The following is a 24,961-nucleotide window of genomic DNA, read 5'->3' on the forward strand; positions in this document are numbered from 1 at the left end:
AGCTTCATCCAGCACGGTAACTCCTCACGGAAAGAGGCACACACCCAATAGCTGCAAGCCGTCACAAAAGTGCCATTGAAGAAAAGCATAGTTTTAGTCTTTCCAATTGCACATCACCACAAGTGTGGAATTTCCAGGGAGGTTGCCTTGTTTAACAAGATTCTAATCGTTTGCATTGGCAACATTTGCCGAAGCCCCACTGCCGAACATTTGTTGCGAGCAGCACTGGGGCAGTCCGATATCGAAGTTAGCTCTGCCGGTCTTGGCGCACTACAAGATCACCCGATCGAACCCACCGCCCGGATCGTACTGGAAGAGCATGGCCATCTGCCAGAAGAGCACAAAGCCAATCAATTGACCCATGCAGCCATCAGCGAATCGGATCTGATTCTGGTGATGGAGCAGTCGCACATAGACCGTGTTCTCAAGATCGCGCCTGAAGCGCGAGGAAAGGTCTTCTTGCTGGGCAAGTGGCAGAACAACCGCGAAATCAGCGATCCCTACCGTCAAGGCAAACCTGCTTTTGTGCATGCATACGCGTTGACTGAAGAAGCAGTAACCGCCTGGGCAAGGCGTCTCGCACGCTAAACCACTCCTCGAATATCTGTTAAAAAAGAACCCACTTATGCAGCAAACTCCAGCATTAACCTCACATGACGATGATGAAATCGACTTGATGGGCCTACTCGGGACACTGGTCGATCATAAATGGTTGATTGCCGGGATCACTGCTGCCTCCATGGCCGTTGGCACGGCGTATGCGGTGCTGGCCAATCCTGTTTATCAGGCAACTGCCTTGATACAGGTGGAGGCAAAGAAAAATGACATGCTCGGCTTCTCCGATATCAACAGCATGTTGGGTAAAGAGTCACCTTCAGCCACAGAAATTGAATTAATCAAATCGCGCGCGATCATCGGCAAGGTTATCGACAATCTATCGCTCGATATTACCGTCGAGCCGAACCATTTTCCGGTGATCGGCGACTTTATTGCTCGTCGGTTCAAACCAGACGCTGTTAATACGGTCGCAACGCCATGGCTTGGCATGAACAGTTTTGCCTGGGGTGGCGAAACCCTGAAAATATTTCAGCTCGAGCTCCCACAAGAGCTCCTGAGCAAGACGCTTACATTGGTCACCGGTGAGAACGGTCACTTCACGTTGATGGATGAAGACGACAATGCCCTGGTCCAAAGCCAGGTAGGCCAAGCCTATGAGCAGAACGGCATCAAACTGCAGGTCGAAGTGTTGCAGGCGAATCCTGGTACAACGTTCAGCATTGTGCGTGACCCACGTCTGACCAGTATTTTGAAGTACCAAAAGGTACTTGATGTATCAGAGCGCGGTAAAGAATCCGGCATGATCGGGCTTGCTCTTGAAAGCGAGAAACCGGCTGAAGCCATTCAAATCCTCAATGAAATCGCCAAGCTCTACGTACGGCAGAATGTCGAGCGGACTTCGGCCGAAGCCGCTCAAAGCCTGGAGTTTCTAAAAGATCAACTGCCTCAGGTCCGCAAAGACTTGGAGAAAGCCGAAAACGCCCTGAACAAGTATCAAATTCGCAGTAAATCCATCGATATCAGCCTGGAAGCCAAAGCCATTCTCGATCAGATCGTGGCGCTTGATACCAGCATCTCCGAACTGAAATTGCAGCAAGCGGAAATGGATCGCAAGTTTACCCGTCAGCATCCCGCCTATCGGGCCTTGCTCAGCCAATTAGGCGAGCTGACAGCCAAGCAGGATGGCCTCGCCAAAAAAGTCGAGGGCCTGCCTTCAACACAGCAAGAACTGCTTAGCCTCACCCGCGATGTAAAAGTCAGTACCGAAATTTATACCCAGCTCCTGAATAAATCCCAGGAACTGGATGTGATGCGTGCCGGCACCGTGGGCAACGTGCGCTTGATCGATACCGCCGATGTGGATCTGCTTAAGCCCGTTAAACCCAGGAAGCCACTGATCGTTCTCATCGCCACCCTGTTCGGGGCTTTCCTGGCGACTGCAGTGGTGCTTTTTCGCAGAGCCCTTAATCGTGGCGTGGAAAATCCGGATCAAATTGAACAGCTGGGATTACCGGTGTACGCATCCATTCCTTTCAGCACTCTGCAAAAAACTGAAGAAAGCAAAACCTTCCGAAGTGGCCGAGGCCGCGCTAACAACGCCGCCCCCATACTGGCCAGCAGTCACCCCACCGACCTGGCCATAGAAGGATTGCGCAGCCTGCGCACCAGTCTGCACTTCGCCATGCTCGAAGCCAGCAATAATCGCCTTATGATCTCCGGCCCGAGCCCCAAGGTTGGTAAAACGTTCGTTTCCGCCAATCTCGCTTCAGTCATCGCTCAGACCGGCCAGCGTGTATTGCTTGTCGACGTGGATATGCGCAAAGGGTATTTGCATAAAGTATTCGGGACCCCCGCTGAAAACGGGCTTTCTGATCTACTCGTCAAGCGCTGCGACCTGGCAACCGCGATCAATAAAACTGAATTCGAGCACCTTGACGTTATCGGTCGCGGACAAATACCGCCCAACCCTTCAGAACTGCTAATGCATGCAAACTTCAGTGCCTTTCTGGAGCAAGTCAGCGCCCAGTACGACCTGGTAATTCTGGATACACCACCGTTGCTGGCGGTGACGGATGCGGCGATTGTCGGTCGCCAGTCGGGTACAAGTTTGATTGTGACGCGCTTTGCGCTCAACCCGGTTCGTGAAATTGAATTGACCATGCGCCGCTTTGCACAAAATGGTGTTGATTTGAAAGGCGCCATTTTCAATGGTGTTGAAAAAAGAGCCTCGGCCAAATATGGCTATGCCGACTATGGTTATTACAACTACGAATATAAATCAGAGAACGTTTAGTTAATTAACTGCTGTCTGTACCCCCGCTACCGTCGAGCAGTAATGAATGGCGGTAGCCATATCAACTCCACCTTGCTACCTGCAGCTGAAAAAAATGCAGACACATTAATAAATAGTGACGCTCTCAGGGACTGGCAATTAATCCTGGGGCGGTAGCGTGGCAAAAATCAAATTCGTACTGCCCCACATCGATGGCTATCCGTTAATTCGGCGTATTTCTCTGGATCAACAAAGGTTGGGTCGCCGTTGTTTTATACAGCATCGGTCCGAAACGACATTTGTTATGTCATCCAAACATTCCTCCACCTTAAGCTACGAACATAGCAATGGATCGCCCTATGAAGACCCTATGCATTTTTGGTACCCGTCCTGAAGCCATTAAGATGGCTCCACTTGCATTGGCACTGGCGGCAGATGAACGCTTTGAGGCGAAAGTCTGCGTCACCGGCCAACACCGTGAAATGCTCGATCAAGTACTGGGGTTGTTTGCCATTGAGCCAGACTTCGACCTGAACATCATGAAACCCGGTCAGGACCTGACCGATGTGACCAGCGCGATCCTGCAAGGGCTGAAGAAAGTCCTGGCAGAATTCAAACCCGATATCGTGTTGGTTCACGGTGATACCGCCACCACCTTTGCTGCCAGCCTCGCGGCCTACTACCAGCAGATTCCGGTTGCGCACGTAGAAGCCGGTTTGCGCACGGGTAACCTCTACTCTCCGTGGCCGGAAGAAGGCAATCGTAAACTCACCGGGGCGTTGGCCAACCTGCACTTCGCGCCAACCGAAACGTCAAAAGCCAATCTGCTGCGCGAGGGCGTTGATCCAGACACAATCGTCGTCACTGGCAACACAGTGATCGATGCCCTGCTGGATGTCGTCAAACGTCTCGATCAGGATCAGGCCCTGCTTGCCCAGGCCTCTGCACCGGCGGCCTTCCTGAACCCTGCTCGAAAATTGATCCTCGTAACAGGCCATCGCCGGGAAAGTTTCGGTGACGGCTTCGAGCGCATTTGTCAGGCATTAATGGAGGTTGCCCAGCAACATCCAGAGGTTGATATCGTCTATCCCGTGCACCTCAATCCCAATGTGCGCGAGCCCGTCAATCGTCTACTGACCGGCATTGACAACATCTACCTGATCGATCCCCTGGACTACCTGCCTTTCGTTCACATGATGAGCCGTGCGCATATCATTTTGACCGACTCCGGAGGCATCCAAGAGGAAGCGCCGTCACTGGGCAAACCTGTACTGGTGATGCGCAATACCACGGAACGGCCAGAGGCTGTTGCCGCAGGCACCGTGAAACTGGTCGGCACCGAAACCGCCGATATCGCCCGCGAGTTGAACCGCTTGCTGACCGATACGGTCGCCTACCGCACCATGAGTTACGCCCATAACCCCTACGGCGACGGTAACGCCTGCCAGCGCATCATCGAGGCGCTGCTCGCTCGATAACCCCCTCCCTTGCTTAACAGCCGTTGCGTTGCGCGGCTGTTATCTCGCTTGAAAAACGTATCAACACATCACTATTCAAGGACGTTCCATGCCTTTCAAAACCATCTCCGTCGTTGGTCTCGGGTATATCGGCTTGCCCACTGCGGCTGTCTTCGCTTCGCGCAAAAAACAAGTGATCGGTGTCGACGTCAATCAAAACGCGGTTGATATCATCAACCGTGGAGAGATTCATATCGTTGAGCCAGACCTGGACATGGTTGTGCATGCGGCGGTGACGGAAGGCTACCTGCGCGCCACCACCCGGCCGGAACCCGCCGATGCTTTTCTGATAGCGGTGCCCACACCATTCAAGGGCGACCATGAGCCAGACCTGGGCTACATCGAATCGGCCAGTAAAAGCATTGCCCCGGTGTTGAAAAAAGGCGACCTGGTCATTCTTGAATCGACCTCCCCCGTCGGCGCTACCGAACAGATGGCCGCCTGGCTAGCCGAAGCCCGTCCAGACCTGAGTTTTCCGCAAACCCACGGTGAAAGCTCCGACATCCGCATTGCTCACTGCCCGGAACGGGTACTGCCCGGCCATGTGCTGCGCGAGCTGGTGCAAAACGACCGTGTTATTGGTGGCATGACGCCAAAGTGCTCCGAATTAGCCATCAGCCTTTACAAGGTTTTTGTCCAGGGCGAATGCATCGTCACCAACGCCCGCACTGCAGAAATGTGCAAACTCACCGAGAACAGCTTTCGCGACGTGAACATTGCCTTCGCCAACGAACTCTCGATGATTTGCGACAAGCTGGATATCAACGTCTGGGAACTGATCCGCCTTGCCAACCGCCACCCAAGGGTCGATATCCTGCAACCCGGGCCAGGAGTCGGCGGACACTGCATCGCTGTTGATCCATGGTTCATTGTCAGCAAAACTCCTGAAACTTCAAAACTAATAAGAAGTGCCAGGGAAGTTAACGACTCAAAACCACAATACGTAATTGAAAAGGTAAAACGCGAAGCCGATCGCTTTAAACAACCAAAAATCATGTGCTTTGGTTTAGCTTTTAAAGCCAACATTGATGACCTCCGCGAAAGCCCAGCTGTCGAAATTACAAAAGAACTATCCGAGCTATATCCGGACGCTGTATTTGGAGTAGAACCAAACATAGAAAAACTGCCTGAAACCCTTAGCAAAAAAATACAACTAATAAGTCAGGAGCAAGCCCTCCGCGAGGCAGACATCATTTTACTTTTGGTGGACCACAAAGAATTCAAAGCTATTGAGAAAAACAGACTCGACAGAGCCCTAGTAATAGATACAAAAGGGATATGGTGACGAGTGAACGCGCAGACAAAAAAGGCTGCGTCAACAAATGAAAAATATTATCTACAGCGCCTTAAGCAACCTGATTAACTTTCTTTTCTCAAAAGGCGCAATGGTCGTAGCGGGGGCTTTTGCCTCCCACTACGCAACCATTGAAGACGCTAAGACCCTGACAATAATAATCACGACCATCTCAGCCTTTGGAACACTATTCCAACAGGCCATTAGCACCACCCACATTAGATACAATGGAGATACGATTACCCATGACAAAAAATACAAAGCAACCTTAGTCGCTTTAATTGGAGTGATGTCGGTACCTGTTTCGATGTACCTATATTACTCGTCCTCTCTCTCACTCACCAATGCAGCATTAACAATAGTACTTCTAATTGCACACGGCGCTAGCGGCTTCAAGATAGCCGCAGCAACCCAATCAAAGAAATTTAAACTAATCTCTTTGATTGGCACCCTGCAAGGATTATTACTATTATTAACGTTACTACCACTTATAGCATACTCAGGAAACTCTTACTTATACACCGTTCCATTTCTTCTCACCTCCATACTATGGCTATTTGTAAACCCCACCCGAACTGAAACAGAAAAATGTTCTGCAACAATTTTAAGCATTGTGAAAAGAACATTTCTCCCTGCCATCTTTACCGGTTTATTTTTCATGCCCGTAATTTGGTTACTCCTCGGGTATGTACAGAGTAGATTTGGAGATCAGGAGTCTTTTCTGCTTGCGACAGCAAATCAGTGGAGAATGACCATAGGTATATTGCCCACGATTTTTGGAGGATATTTACTTCTGCTACTCGTCAACAGCCCGAAAGACACTCAACACAATAAAAACATAAACTTTTCGATCACCTACTACCCTGCCGTAATCATTGCAATTTTTCTTGCATTATCCACAAATAAATTATCAATGATTTATCCGGATGCGATTGTAAGAAACGGGGACCTTCAGCAAACAATAATGTTATTTATGCTTGCGAGCATTCTTACCTCATTCAAGAGCTCAATATCTCGAGAAATGGTAGCTGCTGAACTTGCAAAACTAAGCATACTAAGCAACATGATATGGGCGGGAATATTCTCTCTAATTTACTTTACGGCTTTCAATGAATCAGGAGCCACCGGAGTTGCTAAAGCCTTTTTAGCATCCCAGGTTATACATCTAATTCTTTGGGCCCCAGCACTTTCGAAACACAACTTAGTACCCAAAAGCTTCTTTGACAAGAAATTCTACATCAGCCTAATACCAATCGCCTGGATAACGTACACCTATGCCATCTAACAAAAAACCTTTAAACGCTTATATTCGAGGTGCTTATGGTCCGGGAAACCTGGGCGACGACGTCCTTCTTGAGGTGTGCATTAACATCTTGCGCCCGCACTTTAAAGAAGAAAATATATCCATAGGAGTTAAGCAGCCCAATAACGTCGGCTATCTAAATAAATACAAATGCAATTACGTGCCGATATCTGCCCCCATCAACACAGATTTTCTTTTTTTTGGAGGTGGAGGACAGTTTTTTGAGTTTAATGGGAACAAGGCCAAAAAGCCCTTTATCAAAAAATATCTGGAAGTTAGAAAACAAGGCCTAACTCACTTTGATATTTTGAAGATATTTTTATTGCGAGCGCTAAAAAAAAATCACCCTTTATACAAAAGAAGCGCAGCCATCTGTTTGGGCGTGGGCCCGTTTGAGACTTCTTCGCCCACTCAAATAGAACAAGCCATAAGTCCTTTTCTCAGCTGTGACTTCAGATCCGTACGGGACACTGTAAGCCTCGACATACTCAAAAAACTTCTTCACACGTCTGCTCTCTATACTGATCCGACCTTTCTACTTAGCCACTGGAATATTGATACATCGAAACCAGTTAGAGAAAAAAGTGATTCTATTGGAGTCATATTACGAGATTGGAAATTAAATCAGCACGGCGAGAATGTACTACAAAACACTATTGAAGCAGCGCGCCAACTTATTTCCCGAGGTTATGTAGTTAAACTCATTTCGCTATATCACGAGCATGACCGCGCAATTATAGATAAACACCCTGATTTTGAATGGCTAATCTGGGATCCTCAAAAGGGCACACCAAGCACATTCATAAGCAAATTACAACAAGAGTTCGACATATTAGTCAGCACTCGGGCCCACGGGGTTTTGCTACCCGCACAAGTTGGACTACCGAGCGTAGTAGTTGGCATAGAACCCAAACTGAAAAACATCCACAACTTATTACCTCAAGGCACCCTTTACAGTGACGGGCTGAATCCAGATGACATTATTGAGAAAACCTTAATCGGCCTCAATAATCAAAATGAGCTTTCTCAACAACTGCTTAGCGATGTTAAAAAGCAGACCACCGTTGCCAACAACTTCTTAAAAGACATAAATTCATGGATAACAAAAAGCGTTCGGGAACTGCAGTAATCCTATACTTCGGGGTTGGAATTGAAACAACCCCAAAAATCGCCTTAATAAAGAGCACACTTGAAAAACAATATGAAAAAGTAACAATCGCAGGCATTACAGCCAATCACTATTCATCAACTGAACCACACAAAGTTATAGCGGTGAGCGCCAAAAATAAGCCATTGAAAATATTTAAATCTGTAACTGGAATATTAAAACTTTGCCACTGGATCAACAAAACACCTCCACAATTGATTTACGCAGTTAACCCAATACCAGGTTTGATTGCGGCTGTATTTAAAAAATTTAAATCCATTGAGTACATCTACGAAACACTCGAGATTTTTTGCGGACTAGATTACTTCCCCTATAGCAAAAAATATCGCCCAATCTGGTACTTCTTAGAGAAGATGACCATCAACAACAGCCTAAAGTCGTTCACGACAGATGAGTTCAGAGTAAAATTTCTTCGACGATTACTAAAAGTAAAAAAAGAAAAAATCACCTATACCTACAACACCAATAGCCAAGCGCATATTTTACCAGAGCAAGCCAAAAGTCAGCCGACCATTTTAAGCTACTGTGGCGGTGTATATCCAGGCAGAGAAATTGATAAAATTATTCGAGCATTTTCCCTACTAAAAACATCTACACCGAATATCAGACTAATAATAGCGGGCGGGGGAAATGCACTTTACATCCAAGAATTAATGCAATTGAGTAGTGACTTAGAAATAGCCTCATGCGTTGACTTTACAGGATCCATATCCAATAGCCAGCTTAAGAAAATAATGAGCGAATCCAAAATAACATTCGCCTTTTACAAGCGAGATTCACTCAACAACAGGCTCAACAGCCCCAACAAAATTTTTGACGCAATTTTCTGCCGCACACTTCTACTAACTACTAACTCTCCACTCTCAAGAAAAATCATACAATTAAACAACATAGGAGAATTGATTAAAGAAACCAGCGCTACAGAAATCAGTAAAAAATGTCATGAGCTTCTCAACAACCGCGAAAACCAATCACATTTCAATGAACTGATAGACAAGTATTCCTGGGAAACAGAAGAAAGAAAAATATTAAAAGCACTTGGATCAGCCTTACAATGACTTACATCGTTCTTTCTCTTCTATTTTTATGCCTAGGCCTTCTGAGGGAAAAAGGCCTACTACCTTTCCTGACGTTAATTGCCTGCTTACCATTCTCAAACTCTTTCTCCATTTATTTTTACCAATACGGATTGTACTCTTACGACTATTTTTTCTTCGGAGTACTGATTTCGACAAGTATCAGTGGCATTGCCACTAAAGCCAACGTTATAAATGTTCCCAAATGGGCAACCATTTCGTTTTTAATAATTGCAACTTATTCAGTCATCCCTGTCTTCTCTGGGACCTCCCTGGATGTATATTTTTTGCGGGATTATAGGCCCGCAATTTTTGCTCTTGAGTTAATCGCGGCATCGTTACTGCTCAGGTCACGAAAACTACAATTATCAAGTCGCAACATCCTCACCATAGCAACTCTAGCAGGCGCTACAAATCTCATTTGGCTGGCACTTTCCATCGCGGGGGTAATGTCATCAGAGGACGAGTATTACACGACAAACAACTTCAAGTACTTTGATGCAAGTACATATATATCCGCACTATTCATAATATATTTTTTCTCCAAAGCAAAGGCTCACAGGCACCCCGAACGCAAACTAGCTTTTAATCTGAGACAGACCCTCGCAATCACTGCTTCATTACTTTCAGTCATTTTGTCAGGGTATAGAATACTCGCCTTCGCGACGATTATTGCAGCCGCCTTAGCTGCAGCCAAAAGCCCAAAAAAACTTATCCCTATCGTAATAATTTTGGCCATCTCCTCACTGATATTTATATACTTGGCTGAATATTTCGGTGCCGCAAGGGTAGCTGAAGGTCTCACTGCAAGTGGATTACTACAGCAATTATCGACTAGGTATGGGCCAGCCTTAGACGTCATATCCTCTTTTAAACCATATAACTATTTATTTGGAAGCGGCTTTGGCACTTCATTCGATATAACATGGTTTGAATACAGATCGCTAGACACCAGAAACAATTTCGTTGACAGCGCCTACATTACATTTTTCGCAAAATATGGACTTCTCGGAATACTGTACATCACATCAATCACTTTATCCCTTCTATCCCTAGTACCAAAGCCGATCAAACTTTCGCTCTTGGCATATCTACTTATTCTATTCATTGCTTACGCAATATCTTACCAACCAGCATCAGCGGGAATCATCATAGGCTGCATGATAGTTAGGATACTTCAATCAAATTCGGACAGCGCGGCAAAAATATGACCACGAGATTAAACATGCAAAGAATCGATTTTTTGGACTGCCCCATGGATGTCGCCTCCATGGACAACACCGTCGAGACAATTCGTAGCGCGATTACTGCCGGCCAGTTCACCCAGCACGTGGTGGTGAATGTCGCCAAGCTTGTAAACATGCGTGACGACCCTCAGTTGAGCGAATCTGTTCGTTCTTGCGACATCATCAATATCGACGGTATGGGTGTGGTGTTGGGTGCCCGCTTTCTCGGCCACTCAGTGCCCGAACGCGTCGCGGGTGTCGACCTGTTTCATGAATTGCTGGAGATGAGCGCGGCCAACCACTTTTCGGTGTTCTTGTTAGGCGCCAAGGACGAGGTCGTTTCCACCGCCGCCAGCAAGGTGAAAGCGCTTTACCCTGGGCTGAAAGTCGCCGGGTATCACCATGGCTATTTCTGGGACGACGAAGCCGCACTGGTCGAGAAGGTTCGGGCTTCAGGTGCTCAGCTGCTGTTCGTCGCCATCACCTCGCCGATGAAAGAAAACTTTATCAACCGCCGGCGCGATCAGTTGGGGGTCACCTTTGTGATGGGGGTGGGCGGAACGTTCGATGTGGTCGCGGGGAAGGTAAAACGTGCGCCGCAATGGATGCAGAATTACGGGCTGGAATGGCTGTACCGTGTTATCCAGGAACCCGGCAGGATGTGGAAGCGCTACTTGACCACCAACAGCAAGTTCGCTTGGTTGCTTATCAAAGAAAAGCTTAAGCGGTCTTGAATATCATCGCCGTACTCGTGGCGTGGGCGGACAATGTTAGAAACAGTGGGTGCGCGTTATAAAACGTCAGACCTGTCAGGCGTCCTACACAGGTATTCTTAAGGCAATAATCGCAAGATAAACCTCACTGAGGAATGACCCAGAGGTCCACTCTCATCGAGTTCGAATCAATACTATCCTTAACGTTAATGGACGCTCAGCGTTTTTGGCCTTGCACGCTCGCTTTTTAGTTTCACCGCCAATACCGACGATGCATCAAAAAGGAATCTACTATGACCAAACTACTTGCTTCCGCTCTATTGCTGTCTTTAAGTGCCTCCGCTTTAGCCGCTGAGCCCCCTGCAGCGTCTTCCGCTCCAGGCACACCTGTAAAAAACACTTCTTTGAATCAGTCCACCCCTCTCGTGGGCAGCCTGTCCACAGAGGCTGCTCTTGGCCTCGGCGCCGTGGTTGTCGCCGGAGCCGCTGCACTGTCATCCAGTGGTGGCAGCAGCAATGGCGGCGGCACTACCGGCACTACTGGTACTACCGGCACCACCGGTACACGCTAAGCGTACCGCGAGGTCGATAGCCTTCCACCACCCGGAGCAATCCGGGTGGTTCAGTTCTGATGTGTTCCCTCCACAAGTGTCCTCAATCATGATTCGTAGTTTGTCGCTCGCTGTGCTTGCAGGCGTAGCCCTGCAAGGCTGTATGTTCTCACCCGGTCAACACTTGGATACCAGTCAGGTCGGCCGTGATGGCTCACCGGAAAGCAGTCGGATCGAGTTGATTCCGATAACGCCCAAACTGATTGCCCAGAACGCGGCGACAAAAGTGCAAGCCTCGGTGCCAGCCGAGTTGTTGGCGTTCAAGCCGCAGGCTTACCGGATTGGCGCCAATGATGTGCTGTACATCACGGTGTGGGACCATCCTGAGTTGACTGCACCATCGGGTGCGCAACAGCAAATCGATGCGAACGGTCGCCTAGTACGCCCGGACGGCACCATGTTTTACCCCTATATCGGCAATATTCATGCCGCAGGTAAAACTATCGAGGAGCTACGCGGTTTTATTGCCGAGCGCCTGACGCAATTTGTCGACAGCCCCCAGGTTGACTTGAGTGTTTTGCGGTTTGCCAGTCAAAAAGTGGTGATTTCCGGTGCCATTTTAAAAGCCGGTCAACAACCCATTACCACTTCGCCACTCACTGTCGTCGAAGCCATGGGTACTGCTACTGTCGATCCGTTGAATGCCGACCTTGCAGGCCTGACACTGACCCGGGACGGACGTGAGTATCCGCTCGACCTGGACTCGCTTAACAGCAAAGGCTCGCAGTTGCACAACGTCTATTTGAAAGACGGCGATCAGTTGTACCTGCCCTACAACGACCGGAAAAAGATCTACGTCATGGGTGAGGTCAACCAGCCTCGGGCGCTCACGTTCAAAATCAACCGGATGAACCTGGCGGATGCGATCGGAACGGTCGGTGGACTGAACCAGACCACCTCCAACGGCAATGCGCTGTATGTCATTCGAGGTGCCGAGAATCTTGAAACCGAGCCGGCAAAGGTCTTTCAGCTGGACGCCGAATCGCCTACCGCGTTTGCTCTCGCCAGCCGCTTCGATCTGCAACCCCAGGACATCGTCTACGTCGGCCCTGCAGGCGTGACCCGCTGGAACCGCTTGATCAGTCAGTTGCTGCCCTCGGCTACTATCCTGGGTACCGGAGCGGCCGCTCAAAACAATCTCAGTGAAGCCAGCAGTCGATAAGGTTTGAGCCGCTTTGAAAACTTTGCGTAACAGCTCATGCCTGGCGGTGGGTTTACTGCTGTGTGGCTGCAATCCGTTGATGCAGGCGTCCCTGGATACCTTTAAAGCCGCCACACTGGGCGTCCAGCCGCTGCAAGTGACTGCAGCGCAAGTGGAGGCCGTGCCCTATGCGCAGATCAAGGTCACCACGGACGTCAGCGAAGGTGTGCTGGCGAAGCTTCGCCAGCAGGACGACCTGGAGTTCTGGGTCGCCTCCGGCAAGCAAGTGTTGTTGATGCGCGATGGTCTGGTCGTGCGCACTGTTGGCCTGAGCATCAATCTCGATGGCACGCGCTTCGACGGTGAGTCGCCGTTCAAGCGTGGCTTGCAGCAATTGCCCGACGGTTACAGCAGTACCCGCTGGATTGATGTCTATCAGGGTCCGCGGGTCGGTCTGGCTGTTAACAGTCGTTTCAGTCGACAGGGCATCGAAACCGTCACCATCCTGGACAAGGACTATGCGTTGCAGCGCATAGATGAACGCGTCGACATCCCCGAGCTGGGATTCAAGGCCACCAACCGTTTTTGGGTCAGGCCTGACGATGGCTTGATCCTGCAGAGCGAACAACATCTCACGCCGGAACTTTTCTTGAAGATTGTGCAATTGCGCCCTGACCGGGAGACGGCTCGGTGAGATATTCGAAAACGCTGTCGGCTTGCCTGTTGCTGGCAAGTTCTACGATGACTCAGGCCGCCGTCACGGTCACGGGTGATGTACTGAACGCCGGATCCTTCACGTTCGTGCCAGGCTCGCGCTTGCTCGATGCCGTCAGCGAGGCACGCCCGAACGCCGAAAGTTACTGGTTGGCCGCCGCCTGGCTGCACCAGCCACTGCTGGAGCAGCAAACCCGCCTTAAGGCCGGCGTGCTGTTCGATCTGAAGTTGCTTCAACGTGGGGCCTTGCTTGAAGAAAAAAGCAGCCTTGCGGCCCTGGCTGCGCGTCTGTTTGAAGAGGTCAGCCGACTGCCCGTTACCGGCCGAAAAGTCGCGGTGCTCGACCCTGTGGCGCTGGAGGTTGGGTTCGCCCGCAATTACTCGCTCAGTGACGGTGACCAGCTGATTTACCCTCTACGCCCGACGACGGTCACTGTCCTGGGTGCAGTTGAACAGCCCTGCACGCTGCCCTATCGCGCCCAGCAGCCAGCCCAGGAATATCTCAAAAGCTGTCTGCCGGTGACCGACGCAGATGCCGATTACCTGTGGTTGATTCAGCCCGATGGCCTGGTCAAGCGAGTCGGCAACGCCGCCTGGAACCGCGAAGATGGTGTGATTGCCGCCGCCGGCAGCACAATTCTGGTGCCCGTGCGCAACGATGATCTGGATTTGCCCACACCCGACTTGAACGAGCAGCTTGCTCAGTTTCTCGCCACCCAACCGCTGCCCGAGGTGGCCCCTTGAAGTTACGTTTTGCCGCCGTAGTGTTGTTGCCCTACAGCTTGGCTCATGGAGAGCCGCGTTTTACTCAGAATGATTTCGGTGGTGTGGGTTTGTTGCAAACCCCCACCGCACGGATGGCACCCGCCGGCGAATTCAGCTTGAACGCCAACCGGACAGACCCTTATTCGCGCTATAGCATTTCAATACAGCCCCTTGATTGGCTGGAAGGTAGTTTCCGTTATACCGCTATCGGCAACCATAAATACGGGGCCGAATCATTCAGTGGCGACCAAAGCTATAAAGACAAGGCGGTCGATGTCAAAGCCCGCCTCTGGCAAGAAAGCCACTGGTTGCCCGAGGTCGCGCTCGGTTTTCGGGATGTCGGGGGCACCGGCCTGTTTTCCAGCGAATACTTTGTGGCGAACAAACGTTACTACGACCTGGATTTTAGCCTGGGCGTTGCTTGGGGCTACATCGGTAACCGCGGTGATTTCGATAACCCGCTGGGGTACATCGACGAGCGTTTTGATACACGCCCGGTAAACACCGGCGCGGACGCGGGCAACGTCAATACCGGCTCGTATTTTCGCGGTTCGCCCGCGTTGTTTGGCGGTGTGTCCTATCAGACGCCCTGGTCGCCCTTGAGCTTGAAACTCGAGTTCGACGGTAACGACTACAAGCACGAGCCGTTCAACAGTAGCCTGGAGCAGGACTCGCCCATCAACATCGGGGCGGTCTTCAAGCTAAGTGACTCTGTCGATCTGACCGCCGGTTGGGAGCGCGGCAACACCGCGCTGTTCGGCATCACTTTTCATACCAACTTCGTCAGCCGCAAGGCGCCGGCCAAGCGCTACGACCCTGCCATCGAAGCGCTTCCGGCAAACGCGCCGACTACGCCCCTCAATCAGGTCGACTGGGCCGGGGTTTCCAAACGACTGGAAAACAACGCCGGTTATAAGGTCGAGCGTATTGCTCAGCGCGATTCCGAGCTGATTGTGTATGGCGAGCAGTCGCGCTATTTCTACTCAGCCAAAGGTGTAGGCCGGGCCAGCCGGATTCTGGACAACAGCGCGAATGACGACATCGACTGGTTCACGATGGTGAACAAGCGTTACGACATGCCCGTGGAAGAAACCAGTGTGCCGCGCGAAACCTTCCGGGAAGTGGTGAACAACCAACAGGACCTTGCAGACCTGCACCGCACCACCGAATTGAACCGGGCCACGCCACACATTGAAAACACGCTGTACACCCAGCCCCTTGAGCCTTTTACCTACGGTATCGGCTTGGGTTACAAGCAAAACATTGGTGGTCCTGACGGTTTGCTGTACCAGTTGACCGCTGATGTGGACGCAGAGTACCGCTTTACCCGCAACACGTGGACGAGTGGGGTCATAAGCACCAATCTCCTGAACAACTTTGATAAGTTCACCTACGACGCGCCGAGCAATCTGCCCCGAGTGCGGACCGATTTGCGCAAGTACGTCATCACCTCTGATGTAACAATGCCGACATTTCAGCTCAACCATGCCAAGCAATTGGATCAAGACTTGTATGGCATGGTGTATGGCGGTTATCTGGAATCAATGTTCGCCGGGGTCGGTGGTGAATTGCTGTACCGCCCCATGGGCGAGCGTTGGGCCGTGGGTGCTGATTTGAACTTTGTACGCCAGCGTGACTTTGACCAGGGTTTTGGTCTGCGCGATTACAACACCACGACCGGTCACATCACCACCTATACCGAACTGCCGTTCGACTTGCAGGCGGCGGTCAGTGTTGGACGTTACCTGGCGCGCGATTGGGGTGCCACGATCGATCTGTCGCATGAGTTCACTAACGGCGTGAAGTTCGGTGGCTGGGTCACCCGCACCACGGCCTCGAAAGAAGAGTACGGCGAGGGTAGCTTCGACAAAGGTATCTACATCTCGGTCCCCTTCGACGAGTTGATGAGCGTCTCCACGATGCGTCGCGCCAACCTGGTCTGGGCTCCGCTGACCCGCGATGGTGGTGCGCGTCTTAACCGCCAATATTCGCTGTACACAATGACCAATGGCCGCGACAAAGATGCGTTCTATAAGAACTTTGAGAAAATCACCGAATGAGTTCGTTGTTCCTGGGCATAACACAACTTCCCCAATGGATACGAACTCTGATTTTCATCAGCGTTGGCGCGGTCTTGCTGGCAGCCGGGTTGCGAGCGCAACCCATTCCCGAAGCCTTTGTCCAGGAAGACAAGCTGCATCACTTGATAGGCTTTTTCGCTTTGTCGTTTAGTTGCCGGCTGGCCTTCCTGCGGGTCAACGTGCGCTGGATCGCCTTGGGCTGTCTGGTGACGGGTATCCTGATCGAGTATGCACAAGGACTGATGCCGCTGCGCACAGCATCACCTTACGACGCCCTGGCGAATGCTGTCGGTGTGCTGATCGGCTTGATTGTGTGGCGTTGTAAGCACCCAATCAAACAGTCCGCAGAGCTCCCGGACACTTAAGACCATGGCTTCGTCCGTGAGCATAGCGAGAATTGGGAGGCTCTGCCCATTGGCGGGGGCATCTGTGCTGTCCGCAGAAAATGACGGCTTCTCTTATACATTGGAAAAAAGGACGCTTCTATGATCCGTAAATGTCTATTCCCTGCTGCCGGCTATGGCACGCGCTTTCTGCCCGCCACCAAGTCGATGCCGAAGGAAATGCTGCCGATCGTCAACAAGCCGCTGATCCAGTACGGCGTTGAGGAAGCACGGGATGCCGGCCTGCAGCACATGGCGATCGTCACCGGGCGCGGCAAGCGGGCGCTGGAAGACCATTTCGATATCAGCTACGAGCTGGAGCATCAGATTCGTGGTACCGACAAGGAGAACTATCTCAACGGTACCCGCGAGTTGATGGATACCTGCACCTTCTCTTACACCCGTCAGGTGGAGATGAAGGGGCTGGGGCACGCCATTCTCTCTGGCCGTCCGTTGATTGGTGATGAGCCGTTTGCGGTGGTGCTGGCGGACGACCTGTGCTTGAACCTGGAAGGCGATGGTGTGCTGTCGCAGATGATCGCGCTCTATAAGCAGTTCCGTTGCTCGATCGTGGCCATTCAGGAAGTACCCAACGACCAGACGCACAAGTACGGCATCATCGCCGGCGAGCAGATTCGCGAAGGTATTTACCGGGTTAACAGCATGGTTGAAAAGCCTAAACCGGAAGATGCCCCGTCCAATCTGGCCATTATTGGTCGTTACATTCTGACGGCCGATATCTTTGACTTGATTGCTGATACCGAGCCCGGCAAGGGCGGTGAGATCCAGATCACTGACGCGTTGATGAAGCAGGCACAAAGCGGTTGTGTCCTGGCATACAAGTTCGAAGGTCACCGCTTTGACTGCGGCGGAGCGGAAGGTTATATCGACGCGACCAATTTCTGTTATGAGAATTTGTATAAGAAAGGCCTGTAACCGGTAATTTTCAGCTCTTGGGTGCCGCGTTTCCGAGCGGCCATAAACCTTTTGCAAGGCAGACCACTATGAACGCTTCCAGATCACCGATCGACTCTGTCTATAAATCGCTGGACCCTTTTGCACCGGGCAATATGGTTTTGGGGCAGGAGTTCACCGAGGGCAACAGTGGATTGATGGCCTGGTTGCGGACGTACGAAAGAGCACCCTCCTCTACCTCCCCTCAACCCAGATTGCTGGTGGAACGCATCGGGCTTTTCCCCTCCTCCGGGGACATTCGATGTGCAGTCAGTAATCCGACTGCCGTACTGACGCATCTTCGTTCGTTGTACGCCAGTAAAGCGCTGGACGTAGACGAGAGCGACGGCCTAAGCCTGACGTTCACTGAATGGCGCTTCAAGATCCACCTCTCGCAGACCGAGCCAGAAATCGTGCTGAACGTTGAGAGTCGTGGTGATGTTGCACTGATGCAGTTGAAAACTGCAGAGCTGCTGGCCCGGATTGATGAGAAAAGCAGTAGTGAGTCCTAGCTCCACCCTCTTGCCGGGACTCGACATCAAGCCAATCGCTATAACCGTGACGGCCCGCCAGAAGTACGCCAATGAGGCTGCATAAAAGCCTTTTCTGCCCCCGACAGAGTCACTGCCAGCGAGTTCAAGACCCCCTCGGCGGTGTACTTGGGAATGCTCGTACTCAGTAGAATCCCCGCGAGCCCCAGCGCCAGGGCCGGCAAAGGAATTTTGCGGATTTCCCTTCTCTCCAGCCTGAAAAGAAAGACGCACGCCGCGGCTGATCCCACAACCGCCCCGGCAATCGCTTCCGGCAGAGGATGAATCGTCTGACCGACATACTGGATGCTGAACCACCAGGTCGACAGCAGCCCCGCTCCCAGCGCCAGCCATCGAAGGCGATGATCCAGTTGGCGCAACAGCAAACTCAGTACAACGGTCGACACCAGGCAGGCGTTCATTGCGTGGCCACTGATGACCGCGATATCCAGGCTTTCCAGGCCGATTCCCCAGCCCTTGAAAAGCACTTTACTGAAACCTACGACGAGATAGGCTACGAACAGTACGCCTAGCCATAAGAGGGCGAGTTTTCTGGATGCCGTGCACCATAACCAACCCGCGACGACCATGGCCGCTGGAAGCATGACTGTGATTCCGGCGTATTGTGCGATATACAGTTTTGACTCCAACCTACTTCCTCACGCCTGATGCAATTTTCCAGTGTAATGGACACTGGGCGCGTGTTCAGTAGATACAGCGCTCATCGATCCGAAAAGCACTTCAGACGGTTCTCTACGACAAGCACCGAATAACTCGCGATGTGCATTGCCAGTCCATCCTCTACCAGCGCGTCCAGCAAGGCAGCCTGTGCCGCGAAGCGCAGGTCGCGGTTGAGTTTTCGAGAGGCGTGCATCTGATCGATCAGAACATGCGTTACTTGATAAGGAGTGTTAACCCTCAGACGTCCCAGCCAGACAGGTAGTTTTTTTGCAGTTTTAGTCTGCTTGATATCCTGTACGCCTGTTGCCTTGTCCGAAGAGGGGCTTTTCGAAACTTCAACGATCTCTTCAAACACGTTGGTCAACTTTTTTAATGCGTAGCCGAGCATCAGATCATCAAACGCATCCAAAAACATATACCTCTTCACTTTGTGAAGTCATTTCCACCATGCAAACACTTGCTATTATCACACTACACTTTATTCGCTTTATATATTCGACGTATTCTAACGATCACACCTTATTAGATAACACCCCACCAAAAGTAAGATAACCCTTGCGACAACTTAGTAGACTTTTTATAACAATCACTGAGGGCGCAACCAAACTATATAGAATTCAAAAAATTAGCGGTATTACACCCAGGGCACAGTGGGCGTTATCAGAAGATTCAGGTGTCAGGTGATCTGATTGCAAGGCGATAACCGTCAGCTGAGTTGAACCTGTGAGCCCGCCTGGCATCCTATTTATCGATACCGCCCCCCACCTTTCAAACACCTGTTTTCAGGTTGTTGCCACAGGGGGCATTGATACACGTACACGCCCTTGAGTGGCTGTCAGCGCTCGGGTAATGTCATCAGACCCATAGGACAGAGCACGCCCATGACTTCCAAGCTGGAACAACTCAAACAAATGACAACCGTGGTTGCCGACACCGGCGACTTCGAAGCTATCGCTCGCGTTAAACCCGTGGACGCCACTACCAACCCTTCCCTGCTGCTCAAGGCCGCGGCCATTCCTGCGTATGCCGAGTTGCTGAACGCCTGCGTCAATGACTGCAAGGGCGATGTGGGCCTGGCCAGCGACCGTTTTGGCGTGGCCGTGGGGCAAGAAATCCTGAAAGTGATTCCGGGCCGTATTTCCACCGAAGTGGATGCGCGCCTGTCGTTCGACACTGATGCCATGCTCAAGCGTGCGCATCGCCTGATCGAGCTGTACGACAAGGCCGGTATTGGCCGCGACCGCGTGCTGATCAAGATCGCGTCCACCTGGGAAGGCATCCGCGCTGCCGAGATCCTGGAAAAGGAAGGCATCCAGACCAACCTGACCCTGTTGTTCTCCTTTGCCCAGGCAGCCGCCTGTGCCGAAGCCGGGGTGTTCCTGATTTCGCCGTTCGTGGGCCGTATCTACGACTGGTACAAGAAAGCCAACGGCAACGACTACACCGGCGCGGATGATCCGGGCGTGCAGTCGGTGACGCGCATCTACAACTACTACAAGGCCAATGACTACAAGACCGTGGTCATGGGGGCGAGCTTCCGCAACCTGGGCCAGATCGAGCAACTGGCCGGCTGTGACCGCCTGACCATCAGCCCGGACCTCATCGACAAGCTGGCCGCGGATACCGGCAAGCTGGAGCGCAAACTGGCGCCTGGCCATGCCGGTGAAGCGCGCCTGAGCCTAAACGAATCGCAGTTCCGCTGGCTGTCCAACGAAGATGCGATGGCGACCGAGAAACTCGCCGAAGGCATTCGTCAGTTCGCGCGGGATCAGGAGAAGCTCGAGGCGTTGTTGCAGGCCAAGCTGTGATCTGAGCGGGTGTAATGCAAAAAGGGCGAACCTGTGAGGGTTCGCCCTTTTTTGTATGTGCTTGGTGACTGGCAGGACGCCATCGCGAGCAAGCTCGCTCCCACAGGAGTTCGCGGGATGACTGAGGTCGTGTGCTAAACGAGGACCTGTGGGAGCGAGCTTGCTCGCGATGGGGGTCTGGCTGACCCACATCAATTCAGGGGATCAATGGCGTTCGAGCGCATTCACCAGGTCATGGAAGGCTTCACGATTGGTGTCGTTCAGGCCCATGAGGATCTTGTGCGCTTCGAGCACCTTGATCCGCACCACTTCTTCGGACTGATCCTGGTCTGGCAGGTCGTCCAGGCATTCCGGGCACGGCACCGGCTTGTCAACGATGTTGAACACCTGCTCGAAGCCCATGGACTGCAGCAGCCGCGTGATGTCTTCGTGGGTGGTGACGACGGTCGGCAGCAGGCCAACCTTCTGCCGCGACAGGATCGACAGCTTGGCCAGCAGGCCAAGTGTGGTGCTGTCGATGCTGCGGGTTTCGGTCAGATCGATCACGATCGAATTGAAATTCAACGCGCTGAAGATCCGCTCAATAGTCGCATCCAACGCCGAACACAGGGTCAGGCGAACTTCACCGACGAACTTCAGGACGAAGGTGCCATCCTGCTCGGCGAACTGGATTCTACCGGTACTCATCAAAGATTCCTGCTCAACACCAACAGGGCGATATCATCCGGCATCTCCCCTAGCGTGGCCAATCCAAAAACCTGCCGCAGCCCATCCAGGGTGCCGCCCGCAGCCTTGACCCGTTGGGGCAACGCCGCTTCTTTCTCTTTGAGTGTGGGTTCTGGCAAAAGATCCAGAATGCCATCAGACATCAGCGTCAGGCTGAACGTCGGTGGCAGTTCCAGCACGTGGTCTTCGTAGGTGGCTTCGTTGAAGAGGCCCACCGGCAGACCACGCCCTTGCAGATAACGAACACTGTCTGGCGTGTACAACACTGGCAACGGCAAATGACCGCCGATGCTATAGGTCAACAAACCGGTCTCCTCGTCGATGACTCCACCGACCATTGTGACGTGTTTACCCAGCTTACAACTGATCAGGCCCCGGTTGATATGACCAAGAACCTCTGAAGGCTTGAATTCCGGCAGGGTGCCGCTGCGCTTGGACTCGAACAGCAAGCGCGTGGTCATGAACTTCAACAGCACGGTGACGAAGGCTGAGGAGGCGCCGTGACCGGAAACGTCCGCCAGGTAAAAGGCGACCCGGCGCTCGTCGACCCGGAAGTAGTCGACGAAATCACCCGACAGGTACAGCGACGGGATGATCTGGTGAGCAAACTTGAACTCGTCGATGGTCCAGGGGCTGACCGGCAGCATGTTCATCTGCACCTGGCGACCGGCGTTCTGGTCCTCCTGGAGCAGGTTCAGGCTGGCTTCGAGCTCGCGATTGGCCTTCTCCAGCTTCTCGCGGTAGCGCTGGTTCTCCAGCAGCAGGCGCGCACGATCCAGGGCCCGGCGCACAGAGTGCTCGAGCACAGCCAGATCTTCGAGAGGCTTGATCAGGTAGTCCGCCGCGCCCAGGCGCAGGGCTTCGACCGCGTCATTCATCACGCCGGCACCCGACACCACAATCACCGGGGTTTGCGGCGACAGTTCGGTGACCTGGCGAATGAGTTCGAGACCGCCCATCTGCGGCATGCGCAGATCGCAGATGACCAAGTCGGGCTTGTCTTGCTCGAATACCTGAAGACCCTGCTGACCATTGCTGGCCTGCAAGACGCTGAAACCACTGTCTTCCAAATAGGCGGCGAGGCTCGCGCGCACTACTTCGTCATCATCGATTATCAGCAGCGTGGCACTGGTTTTTGGCATGTGGGCAAACGGCGCCAGAATTAGGTTGGCGTAGCAGGCGGGGATTTTGGCCCGGCGCTGACTACTGGATTCGCTTTCTAGCCTCTCTGTAGCACCGCTTTCGGGCATTTGCCCTACACACGTGTTCACCAGAGGTGCCCTTCTAAGGCGCAGACGGTACTCCCATCCGCGGGGCGTTTCAAGCTCACGCCGATGGTCGCTTGACGTCTTTATTTGTCAAATCACCGAGAGTTATAAGAACAGGCAAATCCGTAACCCAATGAAAGGTTCGAACCTGCGAGTCAAACCGGCCGGGACTACAGTGAAAACCGCGATTTCATCCGCATGCGGGTCTTCGCAGACAAAAAAGGCGGCCTTGATGGCCGCCTTTTTCAGTTTACCGGTCGAGATCAAAAATCGTCTTCGACCTGACCGTCTTTCACCTTGAATTCACGGTTCTGCAAGTACGCATTACGGATGAAGGTGTACTTGTCGCCGGTGATCAGCTTCTCGCTCGACAGCAGGTTGGCACGGGTATCGATGATGTCCAGGGCGTGGAACGAGTTACGCACCGAAACGTCGTTTACGTAACGATAAGCGCCGGTGTAGCTGTCGACGTACTTGGACGGCGCATCACGCAAGGTGCTTGGCCCCAGCAGCGGCAGCATCACGTAAGGGCCGCTGCCGACACCCCAGTAGCCCAGCGTCTGACCGAAGTCTTCGTCATTGCGCTGCAGGCCCATTTTCGTGCCGACATCAATGACGCCCAGCAAGCCGAAGGTGGTGTTGAAAATGATTCGCGCGGTATCAACGCCTGCGGCATGAGGTTTGGCCTGCAGGATATCGTTGGCCAGGTTGCGCACATCGCCGATATTACGGAAGAAGTTGTGAACGCCGTCTTCGACAAACTGTGGCGTCACGTACTCGTAGCCCTGGGCCAGGGGTTTGAGCGCGTAGGTGTCGATCACGTCGTTGAACTTGAAAATCGGGCGGTTGACGCTTTCCCAAGGATCCTCTTCCGTGGCTGCCTGGGCAGCGAACGGAACCAGCATCACGCTGGCGCATACACAAATCCTGGCTAGATGATTGCTCCAGCGCATAGAAAAAAACTCCTTGGTTTGTACTGGCTCGGGCACTTGGCCCAGGCAATAAGTTGGCAAGTATAAGACGTAAACGCCGTTTAACGCACTTTGTACGAGATCCACACGGAAGGAATCGTGCCAAATGTGAGCGTTTCACATCCATGTCATTCAACTGTCACCGTCGTCCACTAGCCTTCAGGCTATTTCAGGGACGTCCACATGCCGCTCGCCGAAGCCTTGCCCCAAACCGCACCCAGCCTGACCGCCGTACTGTTCGGCCTCAGTGGCTGCCTGGTGGATTTCGGCGCGCACACGCACCGGCACGGCAGCCACTCGGCCGAACACGCCGAGGCCACCCCCGGCGCACTGGATAGCCTGCGCAGCTTGCAGCGCCAGCAAATCCCCTGCGCCTGGCTCGATGAACTGCCCCCTGCCCTCAGCCAATCCCTGGCCGCGGCGCTGCCGGAATGGATCAAACCCTCGCAACATTCAGCTACAAACAACCCATGGCCCGCCCCGAATGCCTGCTGGCACGCCTTGATGACCCTGAACGTCGAGCGACTCGACGGCTGCGTACTGGTGAGCGGCGAACCCCGTTTGCTGCAAGCGGGGCTCAATGCCGGGTTGTGGACCATCGGTCTGGCGTCCTGCGGCTCGCTGTGCGGGCTGGCACCCGAGCAATGGCAAGCGCTGCCCCCGCAGGAGCGCGACATCAAACGCGCCAAGGCGACGATGCAACTGTTTGGCCTGGGCGTGCATTCGGTGATCGATCACCTCGGTGAACTCGACACCTGCCTGGCCGATATCAGCTTGCGTCGGCTCAAGGGCGAAAAGCCCTGATCGAGATCATGCACGTTGGCCGCGAGTGGATTAATCTAAAGGTCAGCCATCGACCTTTGGCCTGCCGCCATGGTCTATGCCAGTGCCTATCGATAAAAGAAGGAAGAACGCCATGCCTGCCCGCGAACTGCAAGAACAGCTCAATGCCCTGCGCGAGCAATTGGAACAGAATCCTCCATTGTCTGAAGCCGAACGCGCAGAGTTGAACGAACTGATGCAACAGATCGAGTTGAAGCTTGAACTCGAAACCAAAACCCAGGATTCCAGCCTCGCCGATGGCGTCAACCTGGCCGTGGAACGCTTCGAGCTCGAACACCCTACCCTTGCCGGCACCCTGCGCAACATCGGGCAGGCCTTGGCCAATATGGGGATCTGAAACCAACAATGCCTTTGCAGG

The 24,961-nt window shown here is 52.5% G+C and carries 25 protein-coding genes; 20 read left to right on the forward strand and 5 right to left on the reverse strand.

Features of this window, described 5'->3' with window-relative positions; translation table 11 throughout:
- Positions 1 to 147: 147 nt before the first annotated feature.
- The 17 genes from KW840_RS17950 to KW840_RS18030 all read left to right on the forward strand — a co-directional run bounded on the left by KW840_RS17950 (position 148) and on the right by KW840_RS18030 (position 18,288).
- The gene (locus KW840_RS17950; RefSeq protein ID WP_218496633.1) at positions 148 to 588 is read left to right on the forward strand and encodes a low molecular weight protein-tyrosine-phosphatase; all 441 of its coding nucleotides are present in this window, start codon (positions 148 to 150) and stop codon (positions 586 to 588) included.
- A gap of 37 nt (positions 589 to 625) precedes the next feature.
- The gene (locus tag KW840_RS17955; RefSeq protein WP_218496634.1) at positions 626 to 2,851 is read left to right on the forward strand and encodes a polysaccharide biosynthesis tyrosine autokinase; all 2,226 of its coding nucleotides are present in this window, start codon (positions 626 to 628) and stop codon (positions 2,849 to 2,851) included.
- Positions 2,852 to 3,189: 338 nt separating this feature from the next.
- Entirely contained in the window at positions 3,190 to 4,308 is a 1,119-nt protein-coding gene (wecB, locus tag KW840_RS17960; protein WP_218496636.1) for a non-hydrolyzing UDP-N-acetylglucosamine 2-epimerase, read from the forward strand.
- Positions 4,309 to 4,396: 88 nt separating this feature from the next.
- A complete protein-coding gene (gene wecC, locus KW840_RS17965; protein WP_218496638.1) occupies positions 4,397 to 5,632 on the forward strand; it encodes a UDP-N-acetyl-D-mannosamine dehydrogenase in 1,236 nt (411 codons plus the stop codon).
- A gap of 37 nt (positions 5,633 to 5,669) precedes the next feature.
- A complete protein-coding gene (locus tag KW840_RS17970; protein WP_218496640.1) occupies positions 5,670 to 6,926 on the forward strand; it encodes a hypothetical protein in 1,257 nt (418 codons plus the stop codon).
- Positions 6,916 to 8,073, forward strand: coding sequence for a polysaccharide pyruvyl transferase family protein (locus KW840_RS17975; RefSeq protein WP_218496642.1), 1,158 nt, complete (start codon positions 6,916 to 6,918; stop codon positions 8,071 to 8,073). Before KW840_RS17970 ends, KW840_RS17975 begins: the two co-directional genes overlap by 11 nt.
- Positions 8,040 to 9,170, forward strand: a complete 1,131-nt coding sequence (locus tag KW840_RS17980) for a glycosyltransferase (protein ID WP_218496644.1) — start codon at positions 8,040 to 8,042, stop codon at positions 9,168 to 9,170. The genes KW840_RS17975 and KW840_RS17980 overlap by 34 nt, the downstream gene beginning before the upstream one ends.
- Positions 9,167 to 10,399, forward strand: coding sequence for a DUF6369 family protein (locus KW840_RS17985; protein ID WP_218496646.1), 1,233 nt, complete (start codon positions 9,167 to 9,169; stop codon positions 10,397 to 10,399). Before KW840_RS17980 ends, KW840_RS17985 begins: the two co-directional genes overlap by 4 nt.
- Positions 10,400 to 10,413: 14 nt before the next feature.
- Positions 10,414 to 11,148, forward strand: a complete 735-nt coding sequence (locus KW840_RS17990) for a WecB/TagA/CpsF family glycosyltransferase (protein WP_218496648.1) — start codon at positions 10,414 to 10,416, stop codon at positions 11,146 to 11,148.
- 383 nt (positions 11,149 to 11,531) lie between these two features.
- The gene (locus KW840_RS28575; RefSeq protein ID WP_224795414.1) at positions 11,532 to 11,699 is read left to right on the forward strand and encodes a hypothetical protein; all 168 of its coding nucleotides are present in this window, start codon (positions 11,532 to 11,534) and stop codon (positions 11,697 to 11,699) included.
- A gap of 88 nt (positions 11,700 to 11,787) precedes the next feature.
- Positions 11,788 to 12,900, forward strand: a complete 1,113-nt coding sequence (locus KW840_RS18000; RefSeq protein WP_218496867.1) for a polysaccharide biosynthesis/export family protein — start codon at positions 11,788 to 11,790, stop codon at positions 12,898 to 12,900.
- Positions 12,901 to 12,913: 13 nt separating this feature from the next.
- On the forward strand, positions 12,914 to 13,573 hold the full coding sequence (locus KW840_RS18005; protein WP_057715627.1) for a YjbF family lipoprotein: 660 nt from the start codon (positions 12,914 to 12,916) through the stop codon (positions 13,571 to 13,573).
- Positions 13,570 to 14,337 (forward strand): capsule biosynthesis GfcC family protein, encoded by a 768-nt coding sequence (locus KW840_RS18010; RefSeq protein ID WP_371318476.1) that lies wholly within the window; start codon positions 13,570 to 13,572, stop codon positions 14,335 to 14,337. The genes KW840_RS18005 and KW840_RS18010 overlap by 4 nt, the downstream gene beginning before the upstream one ends.
- Complete coding sequence (locus KW840_RS18015) at positions 14,334 to 16,418, forward strand: YjbH domain-containing protein (protein WP_218496662.1); 2,085 nt, start codon at positions 14,334 to 14,336, stop codon at positions 16,416 to 16,418. Before KW840_RS18010 ends, KW840_RS18015 begins: the two co-directional genes overlap by 4 nt.
- Entirely contained in the window at positions 16,415 to 16,804 is a 390-nt protein-coding gene (locus KW840_RS18020; RefSeq protein WP_218496665.1) for a VanZ family protein, read from the forward strand. The genes KW840_RS18015 and KW840_RS18020 overlap by 4 nt, the downstream gene beginning before the upstream one ends.
- A 120-nt stretch (positions 16,805 to 16,924) precedes the next feature.
- Positions 16,925 to 17,758, forward strand: a complete 834-nt coding sequence (gene galU / locus KW840_RS18025) for a UTP--glucose-1-phosphate uridylyltransferase GalU (RefSeq protein WP_057715631.1) — start codon at positions 16,925 to 16,927, stop codon at positions 17,756 to 17,758.
- Between the two features lie 68 nt (positions 17,759 to 17,826).
- Positions 17,827 to 18,288, forward strand: a complete 462-nt coding sequence (locus KW840_RS18030) for a hypothetical protein (RefSeq protein WP_090454133.1) — start codon at positions 17,827 to 17,829, stop codon at positions 18,286 to 18,288.
- Between the two features lie 38 nt (positions 18,289 to 18,326).
- On the opposite strand, the gene KW840_RS18035 is transcribed toward KW840_RS18030, so the two are convergent.
- Together KW840_RS18035 and KW840_RS18040 are read right to left on the reverse strand one after the other, a co-directional pair.
- Positions 18,327 to 18,911 carry a hypothetical protein gene (locus KW840_RS18035; protein WP_057716642.1) on the reverse strand — a complete coding sequence of 195 codons (585 nt, stop codon included), beginning with the start codon at positions 18,909 to 18,911 and terminating at the stop codon, positions 18,327 to 18,329.
- A gap of 116 nt (positions 18,912 to 19,027) precedes the next feature.
- Entirely contained in the window at positions 19,028 to 19,396 is a 369-nt protein-coding gene (locus KW840_RS18040) for a hypothetical protein (protein WP_090457794.1), read from the reverse strand.
- Between the two features lie 472 nt (positions 19,397 to 19,868).
- On the opposite strand from KW840_RS18040, the gene tal reads away from it, so the two are divergent.
- Positions 19,869 to 20,795 (forward strand): transaldolase, encoded by a 927-nt coding sequence (tal, locus tag KW840_RS18045; RefSeq protein ID WP_218496668.1) that lies wholly within the window; start codon positions 19,869 to 19,871, stop codon positions 20,793 to 20,795.
- A gap of 204 nt (positions 20,796 to 20,999) precedes the next feature.
- Here the strand turns inward: tal and rssC are convergent, their stop codons facing one another.
- The 3 genes from rssC to KW840_RS18060 all read right to left on the reverse strand — a co-directional run bounded on the left by rssC (position 21,000) and on the right by KW840_RS18060 (position 23,742).
- Complete coding sequence (gene rssC, locus KW840_RS18050; RefSeq protein ID WP_057715633.1) at positions 21,000 to 21,482, reverse strand: anti-sigma factor antagonist RssC; 483 nt, start codon at positions 21,480 to 21,482, stop codon at positions 21,000 to 21,002.
- Positions 21,482 to 22,663, reverse strand: coding sequence for a two-component system response regulator RssB (gene rssB / locus KW840_RS18055; RefSeq protein WP_057715634.1), 1,182 nt, complete (start codon positions 22,661 to 22,663; stop codon positions 21,482 to 21,484). The genes rssC and rssB overlap by 1 nt, the downstream gene beginning before the upstream one ends.
- Before the next feature lie 389 nt (positions 22,664 to 23,052).
- On the reverse strand, positions 23,053 to 23,742 hold the full coding sequence (locus KW840_RS18060) for a VacJ family lipoprotein (protein WP_218496671.1): 690 nt from the start codon (positions 23,740 to 23,742) through the stop codon (positions 23,053 to 23,055).
- A gap of 201 nt (positions 23,743 to 23,943) precedes the next feature.
- On the opposite strand from KW840_RS18060, the gene KW840_RS18065 reads away from it, so the two are divergent.
- Together KW840_RS18065 and KW840_RS18070 are read left to right on the forward strand one after the other, a co-directional pair.
- The gene (locus tag KW840_RS18065) at positions 23,944 to 24,564 is read left to right on the forward strand and encodes a phosphatase (protein WP_057715636.1); all 621 of its coding nucleotides are present in this window, start codon (positions 23,944 to 23,946) and stop codon (positions 24,562 to 24,564) included.
- 112 nt (positions 24,565 to 24,676) lie between these two features.
- Positions 24,677 to 24,940: a DUF4404 family protein gene (locus KW840_RS18070; protein ID WP_057715637.1), complete on the forward strand. Its 264-nt coding sequence runs from the start codon at positions 24,677 to 24,679 to the stop codon at positions 24,938 to 24,940.
- Positions 24,941 to 24,961 lie beyond the last annotated feature (21 nt).

The sequence above is a fragment of the Pseudomonas sp. PDM30 genome (genome assembly GCF_019218985.1).
GTDB lineage: Bacteria > Pseudomonadota > Gammaproteobacteria > Pseudomonadales > Pseudomonadaceae > Aquipseudomonas > Aquipseudomonas jessenii.